Origin of the sequence: Hymenobacter terrestris, from assembly GCF_013377905.1 — a bacterium.
Taxonomy (GTDB): domain Bacteria; phylum Bacteroidota; class Bacteroidia; order Cytophagales; family Hymenobacteraceae; genus Hymenobacter; species Hymenobacter terrestris.
In genome coordinates this window covers 1-18089 of sequence record NZ_JABKAV010000023.1, presented here as the reverse complement: position 1 = coordinate 18089, position 18089 = coordinate 1, and the positions used below count along the sequence as shown (strand labels likewise).

The following is an 18089-nucleotide window of genomic DNA, read 5'->3' as shown; positions in this document are numbered from 1 at the left end:
AAGCCATTAAGTTACTTGCGGTTTGGATACGAAGCTTGGCTCACGCACCGAAAGCCTACGTTCGGGGCAGGGCCGGCGTAAGTGCCGCGGGAGGTTATGGTGCAGGCTTCGAGTGGGTCGAGGTAGCTGCCGCCCTTCGTAATGCCGCGCTCCTGCACCATTTCGGCTACGTTACCAGCTAGATGGTAAAGGCCGAAAGGAGTAGGCGTGAGGCCATACACGTAATCGGGGGTATTGAGAACAAGAAAATCTGGTTTCGTCCAGCGGTAGCGAATGGTTGGTAACGGTGTCTTAGTGCTGTTGAAAGCAACAATGGCCTGCTTGACCTGCTGCTCAGTTTGGGGGGTGCCAGAACGCCGTTTTAGGTACGCTGCTGCTGCCGGGTTCACACGGGCAGGTTGTTCAAGGCAAGGCATAGAATAGGTTTGGCTGGTGCCAGCTGTAGCCATGTATTCCCACTCGGCTTCCGTGGGGAGTCGGTAAACGACACGCACGAAATCAGGATGTAGCGTGTCGAGGGGTAAGCTAATTCGGCCAGGTTGTCCTTGGTTGTAGGAAGCCGTCACGCGCTGGCCGCGCCAGCGGCAGTAGGCCTGTACTTGCTCGTAGCTGACGCCGACTACCGGATACAGGAAGTAGAAAGGGGCAGTGAAGTAGTTGGGCTCGGGTAGCGCGGCTCGCTCAGGCCACATGCGGGCCGCCATTGCGGAATCTCCTTCAGATTGCAAACGGCGGATGAATTGCTGCCATTCCATGTTGGAAATTTCGGCCTCATCGGGGCGGTAGCTGACGTTGGGTAGCACAAGGTTGGCGGGGAACCGGAGCGTTTGTTCGGTAATGGCTTGGGTTTGATCGACCAGTCGAGCAAGTGGCGTCTCGGGGAGCACAGCGCAAGGCTCCATACGGAGGACCTCATTATCGTGAAATCCCTGATAAACTGGCCGCTTCGGCTTTTCTGTGTCAATTAATACACCGATTTTTTCCCAGCGGACGTTAGGAAAATTCTCGTTCGGCCAAGATAGTACGGCGCCTATGATAGGTAGACCCGTGTACTGACTATATCCACCAGGAAGTGCGCTACTGGGCCTTACGCTGGCACAGGCGCCGAGCCACAGGATACACGCAATGAGCATGTAGAACGCGAATGCGTGAAACCGTAACTTCATGGTGCTAAGCTAATAGCTCAGCTCAATATCCGCAGTGAGTCGGCGTGGATGAGCTGGGAGCCCTGGTAGCGGCCTTCGCGGGGGCCGTTTTCGAGGTTGAGCACGCCGCGGGGGCAGGCCGTGGAGCACATGCCGCAGCCCACGCAGGAGGCCCGGATGATGGGCTCGCCGCGCTGGGCGTACTGCTTCACATCGATGCCCATTTCGCAGACGTTGGAGCAATTGCCGCAACTAATGCACTGGGCGCCGTTGGTGGTGATGCGGAAGCGCGAGAAATGCTTTTGAAGCAAACCCAGGTAAGCGGCCATGGGGCAGCCAAACCGGCACCACACCCGCGCCCCCATTAAAGGGTAAAAGCCTACCCCAATCACGCCCGCAAACAAGGCCCCGATAACAAACCCATAGGCTTTGCTTAGGGGCTGCGTGATGCCCTGCAAGGCTGGCACCGCGCCCGAGGCGCCCACCCAAAGCAATGCAGTGAGCAGCACAATTACCACCAGTACGGTGTAGATGATGCGCACTTCCCATTTCCAGGCGGTGCGGCTTTTGTCAGAGAGGTGGCGGTAGGGGTCGCCGGCCGTTTCGGCCAGCCCGCCACAGCCGCACACCCACGAGCAGTACCAGCGCTTGCCGAAAAAGTAGGTGAGCATCGGCACCCCCACGAAGGAAATAACGGCCGTCCAGAACACCATGAACACGCCCAGCGCCGGCCCGCCATCCTTTAGCAGGTAGCCCACGGTGTCGGGAAACAGGTAGTCCTGCTTGAGGGGCCAGAAGTAGCTGAAGTAGAATTCGGGCCGCTGAAAGGCCAGCAGCAGCCCCGGCAGCAGGAAGGCAAACCCCAACTGAAAGAACATCAGCGAGCCGGTGCGGATGAGGTGGTAAGGCGAGTGGCGATACTTCAGCAGCCCCCGCACGCCCATCACCAGAATGGCCAGCGTGTAGAAGGTACCGTACAAAAACCATTGGTCAGAAGGCTTATTCCGCAGCCACTGGCTGAACGGGTCGAGGGCGTGCACGAGCTGGTTGAGCGGCCCGTAATTGCCCTGGTCGTCGGGGCTGCTGAACCAGTACAGGATAACGTAGAAGCCCGTGAGCACGATGCCCGTAATCCAGGCCACGGCCCCGCGGCTGGTGCTGGCTCGCAGCCACAGGTTGTGGTGATGCACGCCGGGCGGCTTGCGGCCGTATTTCCAGCCGGCCCAGCCCAACGTACCCACACTAATCAATCCCAGCGCGGCAAAAAAGCACCAGTGGGCCCGCTGTGCATCGGCATCGAAGGTGGCCGGCAGCAGCAGCAGCAGCCCCAGCGCCACCAGAGTCAGCAGCAGCTTTTCGGTGCCCGCCACCTCAGGCAGGGGCACTTCAGCAGTCAGGGTTTGGGCAGAATTCATTTGGTAACGCTGGATGGTGATGAAAAAGAACTGTCATTCTGAGCGCAGCGTAGCAGAGTCGAAGAATCTCTGCCGCTACAGTAAACCCCAATGTTAGGATTAGCATTTGCAGTAGAGATTCTTCGACTCCACTGCGCTCAGAATGACGTTCTGGCTAACGCTTACTACTAATGATGGTGGTGATGGCCCTCGGGCGGTTTACCGAACAGGTTGAGCAGGGAGCCGAAAATGTAGAGGCCCAGCCAGCACCAGTACAGGTACAGGTAACCCTCGGGGCGGGGGTAGTCGAGCAGGTGGATGATGAGCTGCGCGCCGCCGCTCATAATGGCGCCCACCACGGCAATGTACTGGAAGCTGTTGAGGGCGCTGGGATGGTAGAGTTTGCTGAAATCCATGCAGGAAAGAAGATAAAGGCCGATAAGGCCGCTGGGCTATATGCTGAACAGCCCCTTTCGGCGGCGTAGCTGCACCGTGTGCTGCGGAAACTGCTGGTTGAACTGGGCCACAATAACCTTTTCGTACTGGCGGAAAAACTCGGGGTCGAAGTTGGCCGCGCCCAGGTTGGCCAGCACCTCGGTTACGGGCGTACCGGCCTGCAGCCAGGCAGCCCAGGTGTCGTGGCGCTGGCGCAGGCCCAACACGTTTAGGCCCGTTACGGCCAGGGTGTCCGTTCGGAAGTTGATGCGCAGCAGGGCGTCGCGGGTGGGGTGCTGCCAGCAGAAGCTGTGCTCGCCCGCGGCCGGTTCGGCGGGCACGCGGCCGTAAGTCTGGTATTCGAGGTCGAAGAACTTAGCCGAGTTGAACCACTGGCCGCGGCGGTAGGAGCGGGGCGTAGTAGCGTTGCAGAGGGTGTAGGCTACGGTTTCGCCCTGCTGACGGCCAGTGTACCAAAGCTGCTCGACGGCTAGCTCGCCCTTGGCAAATTCGCGCAACTGGGCGCAGTCGCCGGCGGCGTACACCTCAGGGGCACTGGTTTGCAGATGCTCGTTCACGAGTACGCCTTTATCGGTGTCGAGGCCCCCGGCCTTGGCCAGATCCAGGTTGGGCTCAACCCCGATAGCCAGGCCCAGCCACTGGCAGGGCAACTTCTCGTCGGAAGTAGTGCGCACGGCCCGCACCCGGCCGTTCTCGTCGGCCAGAATTTCCTTTAGCTCGGTTTCGTAGCGCGTAACGATGTGGTGGGCATCGAGCTGGCGCTGTACCAGGGCGGCTTCTTCGGCCGGCAGAATGGCCCCCCAGTAACGGGCGTCGCGAATGAGCATGGTAACGGCCATACCCTTGGCGGCCAGCATCTCGGCCAGTTCCACCCCAATCAGTCCGCCGCCCACAATTACGGCCTCGCGCACGCCCTGGCGAGTATCGCGGGTGAGCAGCTCCAGGTCGGGCAGCGTCACGAACGTCTGCACGCCAGCCAGCTCCGAGCCTGGCCAGGAACCGCGGCGGCCCCGCGAGCCAGTGGCCAGCAGCAGCTTGTCGTAAGTCAGGACTGAGCCGTTGTCGAGCTGCACGGTTTTGCGGTCCGTATCGAGGCCGGTGGCGGTGGCGTGCACCAGTTCCAGGCGGTTTTCGGCCCAGAACCAGTCCTCGTAGGGCTTGATATCCTGGTAGCGCATGTGACCCAGGTACACGTACATCAGGGCAGGCCGCGAGAAGTGGTGGGCGCTTTCGGCCGATACGAGCGTAATGCGGGCCTCGGGTTGTAGCTGCCGCGCCGTGAGGGCGCACGTTACGCCGGTGATGCCGTTGCCGATAAGTACGAGATGCATAGCGTCAATCAAATGAAAACGAAACCGGGGCTGGGTGGTTATATGCCCGATAGGTGCCGGCCGCCGGCCTTGCTTGCAGCCGCAAGGTATTTTAAAGTTGAGTTACAACGGTGCAGTTACGAATGTAGCCTCAATTCTGGCTTAACCCCGGCTGCCGACCCCGCGTAGAGCAAGCATCTTCTTTCATCCCCTTTTCTATCCCCCATGGCTACCCCTAACCAGAACGACCTGAATTCAAACGAGGAAGTGGTAAACGCTCAGCAAAGTGCCATTCCCGATAACGAGCAGCTGCAGCAGAAAAAAGAGTACGACGAGTTGCTGAGCAACGGTAAAGAAGCCTCCGACCCCTCGGCCCAGCGCAACGTGGGTGCCGGCGGCTACACCCAACGCGCCGACCAAAAGGACCAGCTCGAAAACCTGGCCATCGGCGGAGCCGAGGGGGTGCCCCAGGGTGGCAACGACCACTCCGACACGGCCCAGCCCAACACCGGCCCGGGCTTCGATGTAGAAGGCAGCTACGAGATGGGCAACGCCATCCGCAGCCAGGAGCAGAAGTTCGGCGAAGACGCCCCCAGCGGCCCCGCCCAGCCCGCCCAGGACTAAAGCATAGCGCGAACCAGAAAAGCAGCGGCCCCGCAGGATGGTCGGCTACTCTTAATCGTATCCTCGGATTCGGTTGGAGAAAGCCGGACGTCCTGCGGGGCCGCTGCTTTTGCTGATGGGCTTGTTGGAGAGGGCTATTGCAAATACTAAGCTGATAGAACTCTTCTTTCGGATAAAATTGTTTTTTATACCGCAGAAAGGGTTGAAAAAGACAACAGTAATCCTATATCTTTAGGATCCGATAGTATCGGATCAGGACAGTAGAACAACTGGTGTCTTGGTTCGTCGACTCGGCCGAGTGTCTTTTTTTGCTTTTACCAAGCCGCGCCTATGGACCCTTTTACTCCCGCCACCCCCGAAAACGAGGACTTTTCGCCCCCCATGACCCAGGACGAGGAAGAACTCTCGTCGGGCAACGGCCGACTCGCCCTGATTGCCGGCGGCATTATAGCTGCCGTACTGGCGGGCTACCTGCTGCTGCCAGCTGCCATAACCAACGTCGGTGGTACCCCCGAGTTGCCCACGCCAACCATGATGCTGGGCGAGGCTTCGATTACGGGCACGCGCACCCCCGATGAAGAGGCACCGGCCGCCGCCGATGCCGCCACCACTGCCGCAAAGGAAGCCAAACCGACTCCAACTGCCACCCGTACTGCGGCCGCCACCCGTCCCACCGCTACTACCACAACGGCTACTCCCGAGGCCGATGAGCCGCGTGAACTGGCGCTGGCGCCGGTTGTGCCCGCTACCCCCGTAGCCGTAGCCGAGCCTGCCGAACTGGCCCCCACTACTCTAAAGCTGAATGGCCGGGTGCTTGATGAGAACGGCCGTCCGCTGGCTGGCGCCACCATTCTGCTCAAAGGCTCGAAGGCCGCTACCAGCACCGATGCCAACGGCAACTACGCGCTCGAAGTGCCCGCCGGTGCCGACAATACGCTGCTCTACGGTTACGGCGGCTACGAAGACCAGGTACTTCGCTCGCGCAACACCAAAACTCAAAATGTTACGCTCGTACCGCGGGAAGACGTCAAGCGCCGCCGCCGGTAGAAGTAGGTTGAGAAGTGAGTAAACGAAAAAAGCCCCTGACATCAGGGGCTTTTTTCGTTTCCAATAAAACTTACGCCGAATGGCTGTAGCGTAAGGTTCCTGCTTCGCTTTTCGTTGCTGATGGCCGCGCCTTGCGTATTCGTCCAGCAGCTCGCGAAGCTCCAGCTTCGCGAGCTGCTGGCTTACAAAGCACGCTATTGCGTCAGTTCTGCTTAAACGGCTTCGGTTACCGCGTAACGGCGGGTATCAGCTGTCCAGTTTCTTGAACCGGCTGCGGAACAGGTAGTACACCGGCACGCCGAGGGCCACAAGCAGCAGGCCGCGCTGGGCAAACTTGGAGTTTTCGGGGTCGGTGAGCAGGATGAAGCAGAACGCGGAGGCCAGCGCGATGTAGAGCAGTGGCACCACCGGGTAGCCCCAGGCCCGGTAGGGGCGGGGCGCGTCGGGGCGGGTGCGGCGCAGCACGAAAATGCCAATAATGGTGATGACGTAAAACAGAATCACCGAGAACATCACGTAGTTGAGTAGCTCGCCATACGAGCCCGATAGGCACAGCAGGCAGGCCCAGGCGCACTGCCCCCACAAAGCCACGCCCGGCACGCCCGCTTTATTCAGGCGGGCCATACCCCGGAAAAACAGGCCGTCCTGGGCCATGGCGTAGTACGCTCGCCCACCCGAAAGCAGAATGCTGTTGTTGGCGCTAAACGTGCTGATCATAATCAGCACGGCCATAACGTAGGCGCCCACCGGGCCCATAATGCTCTCGGCGGCGGCCGTACCCACGCGGTCGTCGGTGGCGTACTGGATGCCCCGGCCCAGTACGTCGGTGGCGGCCGGGTCGCCCTGCAGCGGCAGCACCAGCAGATATACTATGTTTATCAGCAGGTACAGGCCCGTTACGATGCCCGTACCCAGGGCCATGCTCAGCACAATGGTGCGCTCGGGCTTCACGATTTCGTCGCCCGCAAAGCCGATGTTGTTCCAGGCGTCGGAACTGAACAACGAGCCCGTCATGGCCAGGCCAATGGCCGTAACCAGAGCTGCTACCGTAAGGGGTGTACCCTGGCCGGTAGCGTCGAAGCTCACGGCCTGCCACACGTTCTGGAAGTTCTGGCTCAGGGCTTCCTGCTTGATGCCTAAGAACAGGCCCGACAGAATGAGCAGCGCCAGCGCCACGAGCTTGGTGCTGCCGAACACGTTGGAAATCCACTTGCCGCCCCGCACGCCGCGCGAGTTGATGTAGGTAAGAAACACCAGCATGGCAATGGCCAGCAACTGCACCGTACTGAACCGAAACGAGCCCAACCACAGCATATTCTTCACCTCGAACAATACGTTAGCTTCCGAAAACCAAGGAAAAAGTACGCCGGCAAACCGGGCAAAGGCCACGGCCACGGCCGCAATTACGCCAGTCTGGATGACGAGAAACAGCGACCAGCCATACAGGAAGGCCACCAGCTTGTTGTAAGCCTCGCGCAGGTACACGTACTGCCCGCCCACCTTCGGAAACATCGACGACAGCTCGCCGTAGCTCACGGCCCCGGCCAGCGTTATCACGCCCGTCAGCAGCCACACCACCAGCAGCCAGCCCGTCGAGCCTACTTTGCGGCTTATATCGGAGGAAACGATGAAAATACCGGAGCCAATCATGCTGCCGGACACAATCATAACGGCATCAAACAGCGTAATGGCCCGCTGAAAATGGCCTTGCTTTTCGGACATATAAAAAGTGAAGAAAGGGAGTTGGGGCCGGAAGATAGCGGATGAAGGGCAATGAAGGGGGGTAAATAAATAACGTGATGCCGAGCACCGCAAAGAATTGCGCTTGCTGACGTGGCAGCAGTTCCCCATCCGGGCTGCACGCGCCATTCCTTGCGGCGCTCGGCATCACGTTCTGGCATTGTTCCTCCATTATTCGCGTCGCTTATGGCTGAATCTCGTCCGCTCCGGCCCGATTGCCTATTTTTGCCTGCCCCGCCCTTGCCGCGGCCCGCTTTCCTTCTGCATGTCCAACCGCGTACTCGTCTGGCTTACCCTGTTGCTGCTGCTCACGGCGCTGGGCTCCTACGTGTACTACCGCCGCACCGTGGCCAGTGTGCCCGTCGACCCCTGGGCCCTGGTGCCCGACGATGCCGTGCTGGTGGCCATGACGCGCGACCACCCCACGCTGGTGCGCCACCTCAAGGAAACCCAGGTCTGGGACAACCTGACGGCTGTGCGCTACTTTCAGCAGGTCGAGGAAAACCTGGTGCTGGTAGACAGCCTGGTGGGGGGGCGCGATGTGTTGCTGAGCTTTCTGGGGCGCAAGCGGGTGCTCACGTCGGTGCACGTAACGGGGCCTCAGCAGTTCGGGCTGCTGTTTCAGGTTCCTATTGGCAGCGTGCGCGAATACCGGCAGGTGCGTGGGCTGCTGGAAGACCTGGGCCGTGCCCCCGACTTCAAGGTAACCACCCGCGACTATGAGGGCCAGGTACTCACCGACGTGCGCCGCCGCGTAGCCGCGGAAGGGGAGGAGAGTGGTGGCCTGACGCTGCTCAACTACCGCAACCACCTTGTGCTCAGTAGCACACCGCAGCTAGTAGAGGCCGTGGCCCGCCGCCTGGCCCGCCCCGATGCCCCCACCGTAGCCGCCGAGTTTCAAAGCACCGATTACTTCCGGCTGCGCGCTGTAGATGCCACGGTGCTGCTCAACCAGCGGCGGCTGCCGCAGCTGCTGGGCGTACTGTTCCGCTCCGAACTGACGTCTGAAATGGCGGCTGTGGCCAGCCTGGCCCGCAACGAGCTGACCGAAATGCGGCTGGCTGGCAACAAGGTGGTTTTCCAGGGCTTTGCTAATCCTGAAACCGCCAGCGGCAGCCTGCACCAGCAACTAAGGGGCCAGCCCGCCCAGCGCCTGCACATGGCCGAGGTGCTGCCGCTACGGGCAGCGCTGGTCGTTCATCTGGGCCTGGGACCGGCAACGGCCCTGCGCGGCGCCAGACCCCGGGCCGCCACCGACTCGCTCGCTCCGGGCGTACCGCCACTCCTCGACAGCCTGCGCGGGCAGCTGGGCCGCGAAGTGGCACTGTGCTACCTGAGCACAAGCTCGGCACGGATGCGGCCGGGCAAGCTGGCGCTGGCCTACACCGCCAACCCGGCCCGCGTAACTACGCTATTAGGCCGGCTGCGGCGGGCGGTGGGCACCAGCCCCTCGTTTGGTAAAGTAGGCAACTATCAGCTTTACCAAACGGGCGTAGCCGAGCTACCCCAGCAGTTACTGGGCGACCTGTTCACGGGGTTTGGGGCGCGGCCGGTAGTGGTGCAGGTGGGCAACTACGTGGTATTTGCCGACGACGAGGCCGCCCTGCGCCAGTACCTGGCCGATGTAGGCGCGGGCGAAACCTGGAGCCGCTCGCCTACGCAGGTGGCCTTTTTGCAAGACACTCCGCCGCTGGCCCGCCTGCGGGTGCTGCTCGACACGCGCAACTGCTGGAACCTGCTGCTGCGGGGCCTGCAGGAGCAGCGCCGGGCCGGGCTGCTGCGCAACGAAACCCTGTTCAAACGCTTCCCGCAAGTGGCCCTCAACTGGGTGCCCGCCGATAATGAGCAGGAGGCTGGGGCGCAGTATTTCACCCAGTTCATTTTGCGCCACCCGGCCGAAGGCCCCGCCGAAGCCCGCCCCCAAAATGCCGACGGTACGGGCAGCGTGCTCGATTTCAAAACGCCGCTAAGCAGCTCGCCCGAGGCTGTGCTGGTAGCGGGGGCCAAGCTGCCGGGCGTGCTGGTGCAGGACACGGCTCATGTACTACACTACGTAACGCCCGAAAACGTGGTGGCCTGGTCCGATTCGCTGCCCGGCCCGCTGGTGGGGCCGACCGTGCGGCTGCCGGGAGCCTCGGGATTTCTGCTGGCTACGCCCCGGCAGCTGTTCGAGTACAACAACCGCGGTCAACTCCAGCCCAATTTCCCGCTTAACCTGCCCGATACGGTGCGGGCTACCTCGCTGAGCGTGTCGCCGGCCACACGCGAGGGCACGCCGCGCCAGCTGCTGGTGGCCGGCGGCGGCAGCAACCTGTTTTTGTATGACACCCAAGGCCGCATTTATGCCGGCTGGCAGCCCAAGCAACTGGAGTTCCGGCTGGCCGCCCCACCGCAATACCTGACCGTAGATGGGCGCGACGTAGTGCTGGTGCTGCTCGAAAACGGCTACGTGTATGCCTTCGACCAAACCGGCGGAGCCTACCCGGGCTTTCCGCTGAGCGTAGGTGCGCGGCTGGCCAGCGCGGCCTTCGTCGAAACCGGCCCCACCCTGCGCCGCACGCGCCTGACGGTGGTAAACCAGCACGGCGAGCGGGTGAGCTTCAATTTGAGTGGCGACGTGGTGGCCCGCCGCCGGGTAGCCACCTGGAGCCGCACCTCGCGCTTCCGCCTGATTGCCGACCAGCAGCAGGCGGGCTACGTAGTGAGCCGCGAAGATGGTAGCCGGCTTACGCTCTTCGATCCGGAGGGCAAATCGCTGCTTAGCCAGTCGTTCCTGACTACGGCCCCGCGCTCGGTGCAGTATTTCAACTTCGGCCCCGGCCGCCAGGCCTACGTGCTCACTGAAACCGGCCCCGGCAAAGCCTACCTCTACGACGCCCGCTTTCGCCTCATCGGCGGCAAGCCCTTCGACAGCACCACACCCCGCGTCGACCTCACCTATAACCCCGCCACCAGCACGTTCCACCTGTTCCGCGTGAACGGCAACGAGCTGCGTAGAACGGATATTTTGGTGAGTACAGAGAAGTGAGATAGAACGTCATTCCCTTCATTACTTATTCGTCAGCCAGCCTTTGCGGTAGAAGTAGATGAGTTGGAAGATGACGATGAGGGCCAGCAGGGCCAGCAGTATTGGGTAGCCCCAGGGGCTGTAGAGCTCCGGCATATTGAGCGGGTTGGTGCTGCCGTCGGGGGCCTCGCGCTGAAAATTCATGCCGTAGAGGCCCACCACAAAGCTCAGCGGAATAAAAATGCTGCTGATAATGGTCAGCACTTTCATCACCTCGTTGGCCCGGTTGCTCTGGTCCGACATGTACAGGTCGATGAGGCTGCTGACGGTTTCGCGGTAGCTGTCGGCTAAATCCAGCGCCTGGATGGCGTGGTCGTAGCAGTCCTTGAAGAACACCTTGATGTCCTCTGGCACCTCGTCGTCGGGCATGCGCAGGAGCTCGGCGATTTTCTCGCGTTCGGGGTACACCAGGCGGCGAAAGCGCACAATGTCTTTCTTCACATGTAGAATGCGGGCGAGCACCCGGCGGTCAGCGCGGCCCTGGAAAATGCGCTCCTCCAGCGTTTCGAGGTAGTCACCGATGGCCGCCATCGTGGGGTAATAGTGGTCGAGCACCACATCGGTGAGGGCGTAGGCTAGGTACAGTGGCGGGCGGCGGCGCAGGCTGCTGCGGCCCGTGCGCAGCCGCACGCGCACTGGCTCCAGGCAGTCGTCGTAGTCGTCCTGAAACGTGAGCACGTAGTTGGCGCCGGTGAAAATGGAGAGCTGGTCGTCTTCGATGGTGAGCAGGCGGGTGAACTCGGTCATGCGCGACACCAGGAACAGGCCGTCGTCGGTTTCCTCCACCTTGGCCCGCTGGTAGTCGCTGAGCACGTCCTCCATCTGCAGTGGATGAATGTTGAAGTCCTGCTGCAGCCGCTCTATCAGGGCCAGGTCGTTGTAGCCGCGCACATCGAGCCAGTGCTTTTTATCCGGATGCTGCCCGAAAAAAGCGTACAGCTCGTCGTAGCTGGCGTATTCCTGTTCATGGAAAAAATCCTCGTCGTACGTGGTCAGCAGCAGGCGCGGGGTCATCGCGTCGGGCCGGATGGTGAGCGTGCCGGGGCGCTGGCCGATGCGCTCCTCGCGCAACCGGCGGGCTGTTTCCAGTTCCGCTATAGCGGCCGCCGACATCTCCTGGTCGTCATCGTTGTCATCATCATACTCATGAGCAGGGGGCGTGGTAAGAAGCGGCTTGGCGGGCAGGGGCGCGGTAGGCCGGGCAGTGGGCGGCGGGGTCATAGGGAAGCAGAAGTGCGGAACGGAAACAGTTTACGAGATTTTGCCGGGAAAGTGGGTGCGGCATTGGCCGTTGTCCGGCAGATGCCCGTCGCAAATCGTTGTACTTTCGCCTCCTGATTCCGGTTTTGCCCTTGCCTTCGCCCTCCCTTATTTCTGCTGCGGCCGCCCATTTGCTGCCACTGCCTGCTCTGGCCGGCGCAGGCTACACGTTGCGGCGGCTGCCGGGCCTTGCGCCTGCGCCTGCGCCGGTGCGGCCGCCGTCCTATGTGCCCTGGCTGTACCTGCGGCCCGCTCATCAGGTTCTGCAACACTGGACCGAAGGCGAGGTACTGCATTTCTTTCTGGAAAACGAAACCCATACGGTAGCCCAACTGGCGGTGTATCTGAGCGCCGATGGCCACGCCGCCCGCAGCCCCGGCCGGGCACCGTTTGGGGCCGTCCAAACTGCCCCCGACCTGCCCGAAACAGTGCTGCAAGCCTTTCTGGAAGCCGTGGAAACCAGCCTGCGGGCGCAGGGCGTGCGCCGGCTTACGCTACGCCCCCACGCCTTTGCCTACGAGCCCGCCGCCAGCGCCCGCCTCGCCACCGTGCTCGGCCGGCTGGGCTACCAGATCGGCCCAATCGAAATGAATAGCTACCTGCCCCTAAGTCGCGACTTCGAGGCCGGTCTGCACCCTTCGGAGCGGCGGCGGCTGCGCAAATGCGAACGGCACGGACTACGCTTCGAGCAGGAGCCGCCGCTGCTGCTGCCGCTGGCCTACGAGCTGATTGCCCGCAGCCGCCAGGAAAAAGGCAAGCCGCTGAACATGAGTCTGGAGCAGCTGCAGGCCCTGTTTCGGGCGCTGCCGGGGAAGGTGCTTCTGTTCTCGGTACGTGACGCGGCCGGCGAGTGGGCGGCCGTATCGGTGGTAATTGAGGTGCGCCCCGACGTGCTGTATCACTTTCTGCCCGCCAGCCCGCTGGCCTACAACCACCTCAGCCCCATGGTGCTGCTCAATGCCGGCCTGCACGCCTTTGGCCGGGCCAGCGGCATGCGCCTGCTCGATCTGGGCATTTCGGCCCTGCCCACCGGCGTCGATGAGTCGCTGCTGCGCTTCAAGCGCCACCTCGGGGCCGTGTCGGGCCTCAAGCTGACGTTTAGCAAGGAGCTGGGCTGATGAACGAACCCCGCCGCATACTTATCGGACGCTTTGTGCGTGGGGCGGCGGGCTCGGGGGTGGCCGTGGTAGCCCGCACGGCGGGGGCGCTGGTGCTCAACAAGCTGCTGGCCGTGTATGGTGGGCCAGGCGGCCTCACGCTGCTGGCCCATTTCCAGAACCTGATGGCCCTGTTCACCACGCTGCCCAACGATGGCACGCACGTGGGAGCGGTAAAATATCTGGCGCCGCTGCGGCCCGGCTCGGGCCGTTACCGGGCCTGGCTGGGAGGCGCACTGCTGCTGAACATGCTGGCCGGCGCGCTGGCCCTGCTGGCGCTACTGCTGATGCCCGGTCCGTTGGTGGGCGTGCTGCAGCTGGCAACGGGCCAAATGCTGCTGCTCGGTCTGGGCCTGCTGCTGTTGATTGGCTATGCCCTGACGGTGGCAGTGCTGCTGGCTGCGGGCCGCATCCGCACCTACGTGTGGCTGACGGTGGGGCTGAGCGCCGCCGGGCCGCTGGCCGTGGCGGCCGTGCTGCTGCATGGTGGCCCAGTGCCGCAGGCGCTGCTGGCTTATCTGCTGGCCCAGGGCCTGCTGCTGCTGCCCGCTGTCATAGCGGCTGCCCAAGCGGGGCTGCTGCCCTGGCCCCGCGGCCGCATCAGCCGGGGGGCGTTGCGGGGGTTGGGTAAGTTTTTATTGATGGCCTTGAGCACGCTGCTGTTTACCAAGGCCGTCAGCTTTGTGCTGCGCGAGGTGCTGGTGCAGCAGTTCGGGCTGGCCGCCACCGACTTGTGGCAGGCGGTGGCCAAACTCTCCGACAATTATGGCATGGTGGTGTCGTCGGTGCTGGGCACCGTGTACTACCCGCGGCTGGCGGCGCTGGGCAGCTTGCCCGTTGCGCAGGGGCGCTTTGTGCGGCTGATGCTGCTGGTGCTGGCCCCGGCGCTGGCCGTAGGGTTAGCGCTGTTGTGGCTGCTGCGCGACTGGCTGCTGCCGCTGCTGTTCGAGCCGCGCTTTGCCGCCGCCGGCTACCTGCTCGGCCCCCAACTGCTAGCCGACTGGCTGAAATTTCTGTCCTGGACGCTACTATTTTTGCTCACGGCCCGTGCCCAGGTGGGCCGCTACGTGGCGTTCCAGGCTGTGTCGACGGCCTTCTATACCCTGTTGCTGGTGGTGCTATTGCCCCGTTTAGGGCTGCTGGCCGCCCCCTGGGCCCTAGCCATCGACTATGCCCTGCTGCTACTCTGGAGCCTGTGGTATTTCCGGCGGGAGGTGTTTTCTTAGCGTTTAGTCGATATAGCTTCATGTTTAGGCCGTTCACTATCTGCCAGTAACTAGCCCAATCAGCAGGCCCTATCAACCAAGCACGAACGAAACGGCCTAAGCACGCAGCTCCATCAACTAAGCACGAAACAGATGCCCCTTGTTACCATTATTGCGCTGTGCTACAACCACGCCCGGTTTCTGGAGGCGGCCTTGGATTCCATTCTGGCCCAGACGTACCCGCACCTGGAGGTAGTGCTGGTAGATGATGCCAGCACCGACGGCAGCGCCGACATTCTGCGCCGCTACGCCGCCCAAAACCCTGGCTGGCAACTGCTGCTACTGCCCGAAAACCAGAACAACTGCCGCGCCTTCAACCGCGGCCTGGCGCTGAGTAAGGGCGAGTTCGTCATTGATTTTGCCACCGACGACGTGCTACTGCCCGAGCGCATAACCCAGCAAGTGGCAGCCTTCGAACGGTTTGGCCCGCGCTGCGGTATGGTGTACACCGATGCCGAACTGCTCGACGAATCGGGCCGTTTCGTACGCCACTACTACCGCCGCGACGCCCGCGGCCTGCACCCACGCCCCGCCTCGGGCCTCGTGTTTGCCGATGTGCTGGAACGCTACTTCATCAGTACGCCCACCATGCTCATGCGCCGCGCCACGCTCGATGCGCTGGGCGGCTACGATGAAAGCCTGAGCTACGAAGACTTCGATTTCTGGGTGCGCGCCAGCCGCGACTGGGAGTTTCAGTTCCTGGACATCGTCAGCACCCAGAAACACCTGCATCCGCGCTCCAAATCGGCCAAAAGCTACCGCCGCCACGACCCGCACCTGGCCTCCACCATCGTAGTATGCTGCAAGGCCCTGGTCCTGTGCCGCACGCCCGAAGAGAGGGCCGCGCTGGTCGTGCGCGTACGCTGGGAACTGCGCCAGGCCCTGCGCTACCGTAGCCGCCCAGAAGCCCGCGCACTATACCAGCTGCTGGGCGAATTGGGGGCTATTGGAGTAGTTGATTGGGGCCTGTTTAAGGTGCTGGGGTGACAGTAGCAGTTGGTTATAAAACGTCATTCAGAGCGAAGCGAAGAATCTCGCGTGCTGACGTTGAACGACAACCGCGCATCGACCTCACGCGAGATTCTTCGCATCGCTCTGAATGACGTCCCTTCAATAACCGCTGACCATTAGTCACTTCCTCACCTCGTATAGCTCTACCAGCCCATCCTGCGCTACCAAGCGGCGGTTGGGGTACCAGCTGAGCACCGAATCGGGCGAGTAACGGATGAGTTTGCGGGTGAGTTCATCGTTGGCCATTGTGGCGCGGTTGAGCAGCAGCCAAGCGGGTTGCGTGGGGCTGATGTGGATAGAGTCGCGGGCGAAGTAGCGGCGGAAGCGCAAGTCTTCGGGCACCCGGAAGCCGTAGCTGAAAGCGTAATTATCAAACAGAAAATCATCGACCAGCACCGTTCCCTGTGCCGCCGGGCGGGCCAGCTGTCGTAGCACCCGCACCTGCGCCGCGTGGGCCGAAACAGGCGGCTTGCGCATGAAATATGTTGGTCGCACGGCCAGCGCCAAGGCCAGCACGGCTACTACCACGGCCGCCAAGGCGGGCCGGCCAGGGCGTAGTGCAGCGGGCCAGCGGGGCAGCCAGGAGCTTAACCCCACGGCCAGCAACGCCAGCCCCGGCAACAGATACACTACGGCCACGGCCGTGCGCAGCCAGGCGGTAAGCAGCACCAGCACCAGGCCCACCACCAAGGCCCGCAAACCGGCCTGCCGTACCAGCCGCTGCAGGCCGAAGCCGGCGGCCAGGGCCAGCGGCGGCAGCAGCGGCGTAGTCATGCGCGGCAGCAAGGTGATGGGGTTGTAGCTGCTGAGAGAGGTGCTGCCGAGCCAGTAAAAAGCCAGCGTGCTAGCCGCCAAAGCTAGCCAGAACTGCCGGTCGGGGGCTTCACTGATGGCCTCGCCCGGAGCCAGGGTACCGGCTGGCCGGCCCAGGGCGGCGGCGGCTAGTGTAATCATCAACCCTAGTCCGATACCCACGAAAAAGCCCAGCGGCTGCCACGTAATGCGGCCCAGCAGCGCCGCCCGGTTGCCGGCCAGATAGTTTCCCTCACTCAGAAAACGGTTGGTCTGCTCGATGAGGTGTACCCGGTACAGCGCATCATCGGTAACAACGTAGTAAAACGCTCCGTAGGCGGCCAGCAGTAGCGTGCCCGCGGCCAGGGCCACAACCCAGAACCGGCCGTGTCGCCGGCGTATGGCATCAAGGGCCAGCACACCCACATAAAAAGGCAGGTAATAGGCAATGGTTTCCTTACTGAGCAGGGCCGCAAAGCTGAGCAGCGCAAAGCCCAGTCCCCACCACCCGGCCCGGCGGCCCGGCTCGCGGCCCCGTAGCAGTGCCGCCGCTCCGGCCAGACACCAGAACATGAGGATGTTATCGGGGTAGAGGTAGATGGTTAGGTTGAGTGTGAAGTAGTGCAGGCCCAGCAGTAGCATAGCCGCCGCCGCTACCACAGGCTCGCGCCGGCCGTACAACGCGTAAGTCAGCCCCGCGCAGCCCAGCGTGGCCAGCAGCGGCCAAAGGGTGGCGCTGATGGTATTGACCCCAAACAACGCGAAGAAAACCGCCACCGGCCCGAAAATCAGCCACCGCTCGTGCAGCGGGTCGTGCAGCAGCTCCTGCGGATCGGGCCCTAGCTCCAGGGTGCCGTGCAACAGCTGGTAGGCATGCTGGGCGTAGAAGTAATCATCGATGGCGTACAGCCCTTCGTGAGTCAGTACAAAATAAGCCCCGGTCAAAGCTGTTACGAACAACAGCGTCCAGATTGGCAGGCGGGTAGGCAGTGGGTTCACGCCCGCAAGGTAGCGGGCAAATGATTTATTCGGGTCCTCGTTCCTGCGTCCTGCCTACCTTGCGCCGTATGCGGACCCGGATTCTTCTGCTGCTGCTACCCTTGCTGCTGCTGCTAGCCAGTGGGGTATTGCTGGGCACCTACTTTGAAACCAACGACGACCTGACCATTGTGGGCCTGTTGCGGGGCCAGTCGGTGGCTGCCCCGGTGGCCGACCTGTACCTATACTTCCACGGATACGCAATTTTGTGGAGCCGCCTGTATGCGGCCTTGCCGCTGGTGCCCTGGTATGGCCTCACGCTTTATGCGCTGCTGTACGCCGCCACCGTGCTGGGGGCGGCTGTGCTCTGGCCGCTGCTGCGGCCGCACGGCCGGCCGGCGCTGGTGCTGGCCGCGCTGGTGCTGCTGTGGCTGGTGGCCTGGCTCGAACACGGTTTCTGGTTCAACTACGTGCGCGTACCGGTGCTGCTGGCCGGCACAGGGGTTTTGTTTGCGGCCCAACGCGCCCCGTCCCGCCGGGCGCTGGTCATTGGGCTGCTGGCTTTCGGGCTGAGTTGGATGATTCGGCCCAGCGCGGCTCTGCTGGGAGTGGCGGCGGCGCTACCAGGAGTGTGGTGGCTGGCCGGGCGCCGGGCCGCGCCGCTGTTGCTGGGCCTCGGGGTGCTGGCGGTTGGCGGCGCGCTATGGATCAACTTCACTTGGAGCCCCGCCGCTGCCACGTTTCGACGTCTCGACGTGCTCAAGTCCAACCTTAACGACTTCGACCTGACGGCTCCGCCCGACAGCCCGCTTACCCCGCCCGACAGCCTCGCACTGGCCTCAA

General features: G+C 62.6%; 14 protein-coding genes. 7 read left to right on the top strand and 7 right to left on the bottom strand.

From position 1 onward, the window contains the following. Window positions 1–11: 11 nt before the first annotated feature. From HW556_RS09765 to HW556_RS09750, 4 genes are all read right to left on the bottom strand, one after another. A complete protein-coding gene (locus tag HW556_RS09765; protein WP_176899837.1) occupies window positions 12–902 on the bottom strand; it encodes a formylglycine-generating enzyme family protein in 891 nt (296 codons plus the stop codon). Between the two features lie 281 nt (window positions 903–1183). Then, complete coding sequence (locus HW556_RS09760; protein WP_176899836.1) at window positions 1184–2560, bottom strand: 4Fe-4S binding protein; 1377 nt, start codon at window positions 2558–2560, stop codon at window positions 1184–1186. Between the two features lie 167 nt (window positions 2561–2727). Beyond that, window positions 2728–2955, bottom strand: a complete 228-nt coding sequence (locus tag HW556_RS09755) for a hypothetical protein (protein ID WP_092737528.1) — start codon at window positions 2953–2955, stop codon at window positions 2728–2730. Window positions 2956–2991: 36 nt separating this feature from the next. Continuing rightward, window positions 2992–4326 (bottom strand): NAD(P)/FAD-dependent oxidoreductase, encoded by a 1335-nt coding sequence (locus HW556_RS09750; protein WP_176899835.1) that lies wholly within the window; start codon window positions 4324–4326, stop codon window positions 2992–2994. A 204-nt stretch (window positions 4327–4530) separates the two neighbouring features. Between HW556_RS09750 and HW556_RS09745 the strand changes: the two genes are divergently transcribed. Continuing rightward, on the top strand, window positions 4531–4929 hold the full coding sequence (locus HW556_RS09745) for a hypothetical protein (RefSeq protein ID WP_176899834.1): 399 nt from the start codon (window positions 4531–4533) through the stop codon (window positions 4927–4929). Window positions 4930–5259: 330 nt separating this feature from the next. Further along, on the top strand, window positions 5260–5976 hold the full coding sequence (locus tag HW556_RS09740; protein ID WP_176899833.1) for a carboxypeptidase-like regulatory domain-containing protein: 717 nt from the start codon (window positions 5260–5262) through the stop codon (window positions 5974–5976). A gap of 246 nt (window positions 5977–6222) precedes the next feature. Here HW556_RS09740 and HW556_RS09735 read toward each other — a convergent pair whose 3' ends face one another. Further along, entirely contained in the window at window positions 6223–7698 is a 1476-nt protein-coding gene (locus HW556_RS09735) for an APC family permease (RefSeq protein ID WP_176899832.1), read from the bottom strand. A gap of 283 nt (window positions 7699–7981) precedes the next feature. On the opposite strand from HW556_RS09735, the gene HW556_RS09730 reads away from it, so the two are divergent. After that, window positions 7982–10744, top strand: coding sequence for a hypothetical protein (locus tag HW556_RS09730; RefSeq protein ID WP_176899831.1), 2763 nt, complete (start codon window positions 7982–7984; stop codon window positions 10742–10744). Window positions 10745–10765: 21 nt separating this feature from the next. Here the strand turns inward: HW556_RS09730 and corA are convergent, their stop codons facing one another. Continuing rightward, window positions 10766–12004 carry a magnesium/cobalt transporter CorA gene (gene corA / locus HW556_RS09725; RefSeq protein WP_176899830.1) on the bottom strand — a complete coding sequence of 413 codons (1239 nt, stop codon included), beginning with the start codon at window positions 12002–12004 and terminating at the stop codon, window positions 10766–10768. Between the two features lie 131 nt (window positions 12005–12135). Here corA and HW556_RS09720 point away from each other — a divergent pair, with 131 nt between their 5' ends. From HW556_RS09720 to HW556_RS09710, 3 genes are all read left to right on the top strand, one after another. After that, on the top strand, window positions 12136–13161 hold the full coding sequence (locus HW556_RS09720) for a GNAT family N-acetyltransferase (protein ID WP_176899829.1): 1026 nt from the start codon (window positions 12136–12138) through the stop codon (window positions 13159–13161). Beyond that, the gene (locus HW556_RS09715) at window positions 13161–14426 is read left to right on the top strand and encodes an MATE family efflux transporter (RefSeq protein ID WP_176899828.1); all 1266 of its coding nucleotides are present in this window, start codon (window positions 13161–13163) and stop codon (window positions 14424–14426) included. The genes HW556_RS09720 and HW556_RS09715 overlap by 1 nt, the downstream gene beginning before the upstream one ends. Window positions 14427–14558: 132 nt before the next feature. Further along, a complete protein-coding gene (locus HW556_RS09710) occupies window positions 14559–15452 on the top strand; it encodes a glycosyltransferase family 2 protein (RefSeq protein WP_176899827.1) in 894 nt (297 codons plus the stop codon). Between the two features lie 144 nt (window positions 15453–15596). Here HW556_RS09710 and HW556_RS09705 read toward each other — a convergent pair whose 3' ends face one another. Continuing rightward, a complete protein-coding gene (locus HW556_RS09705) occupies window positions 15597–17267 on the bottom strand; it encodes an ArnT family glycosyltransferase (protein WP_176899826.1) in 1671 nt (556 codons plus the stop codon). A gap of 68 nt (window positions 17268–17335) precedes the next feature. Between HW556_RS09705 and HW556_RS09700 the strand changes: the two genes are divergently transcribed. Beyond that, a partial coding sequence (locus HW556_RS09700; protein WP_218136894.1) for a hypothetical protein occupies window positions 17336–18089 on the top strand: 754 nt, incomplete at its 3' end.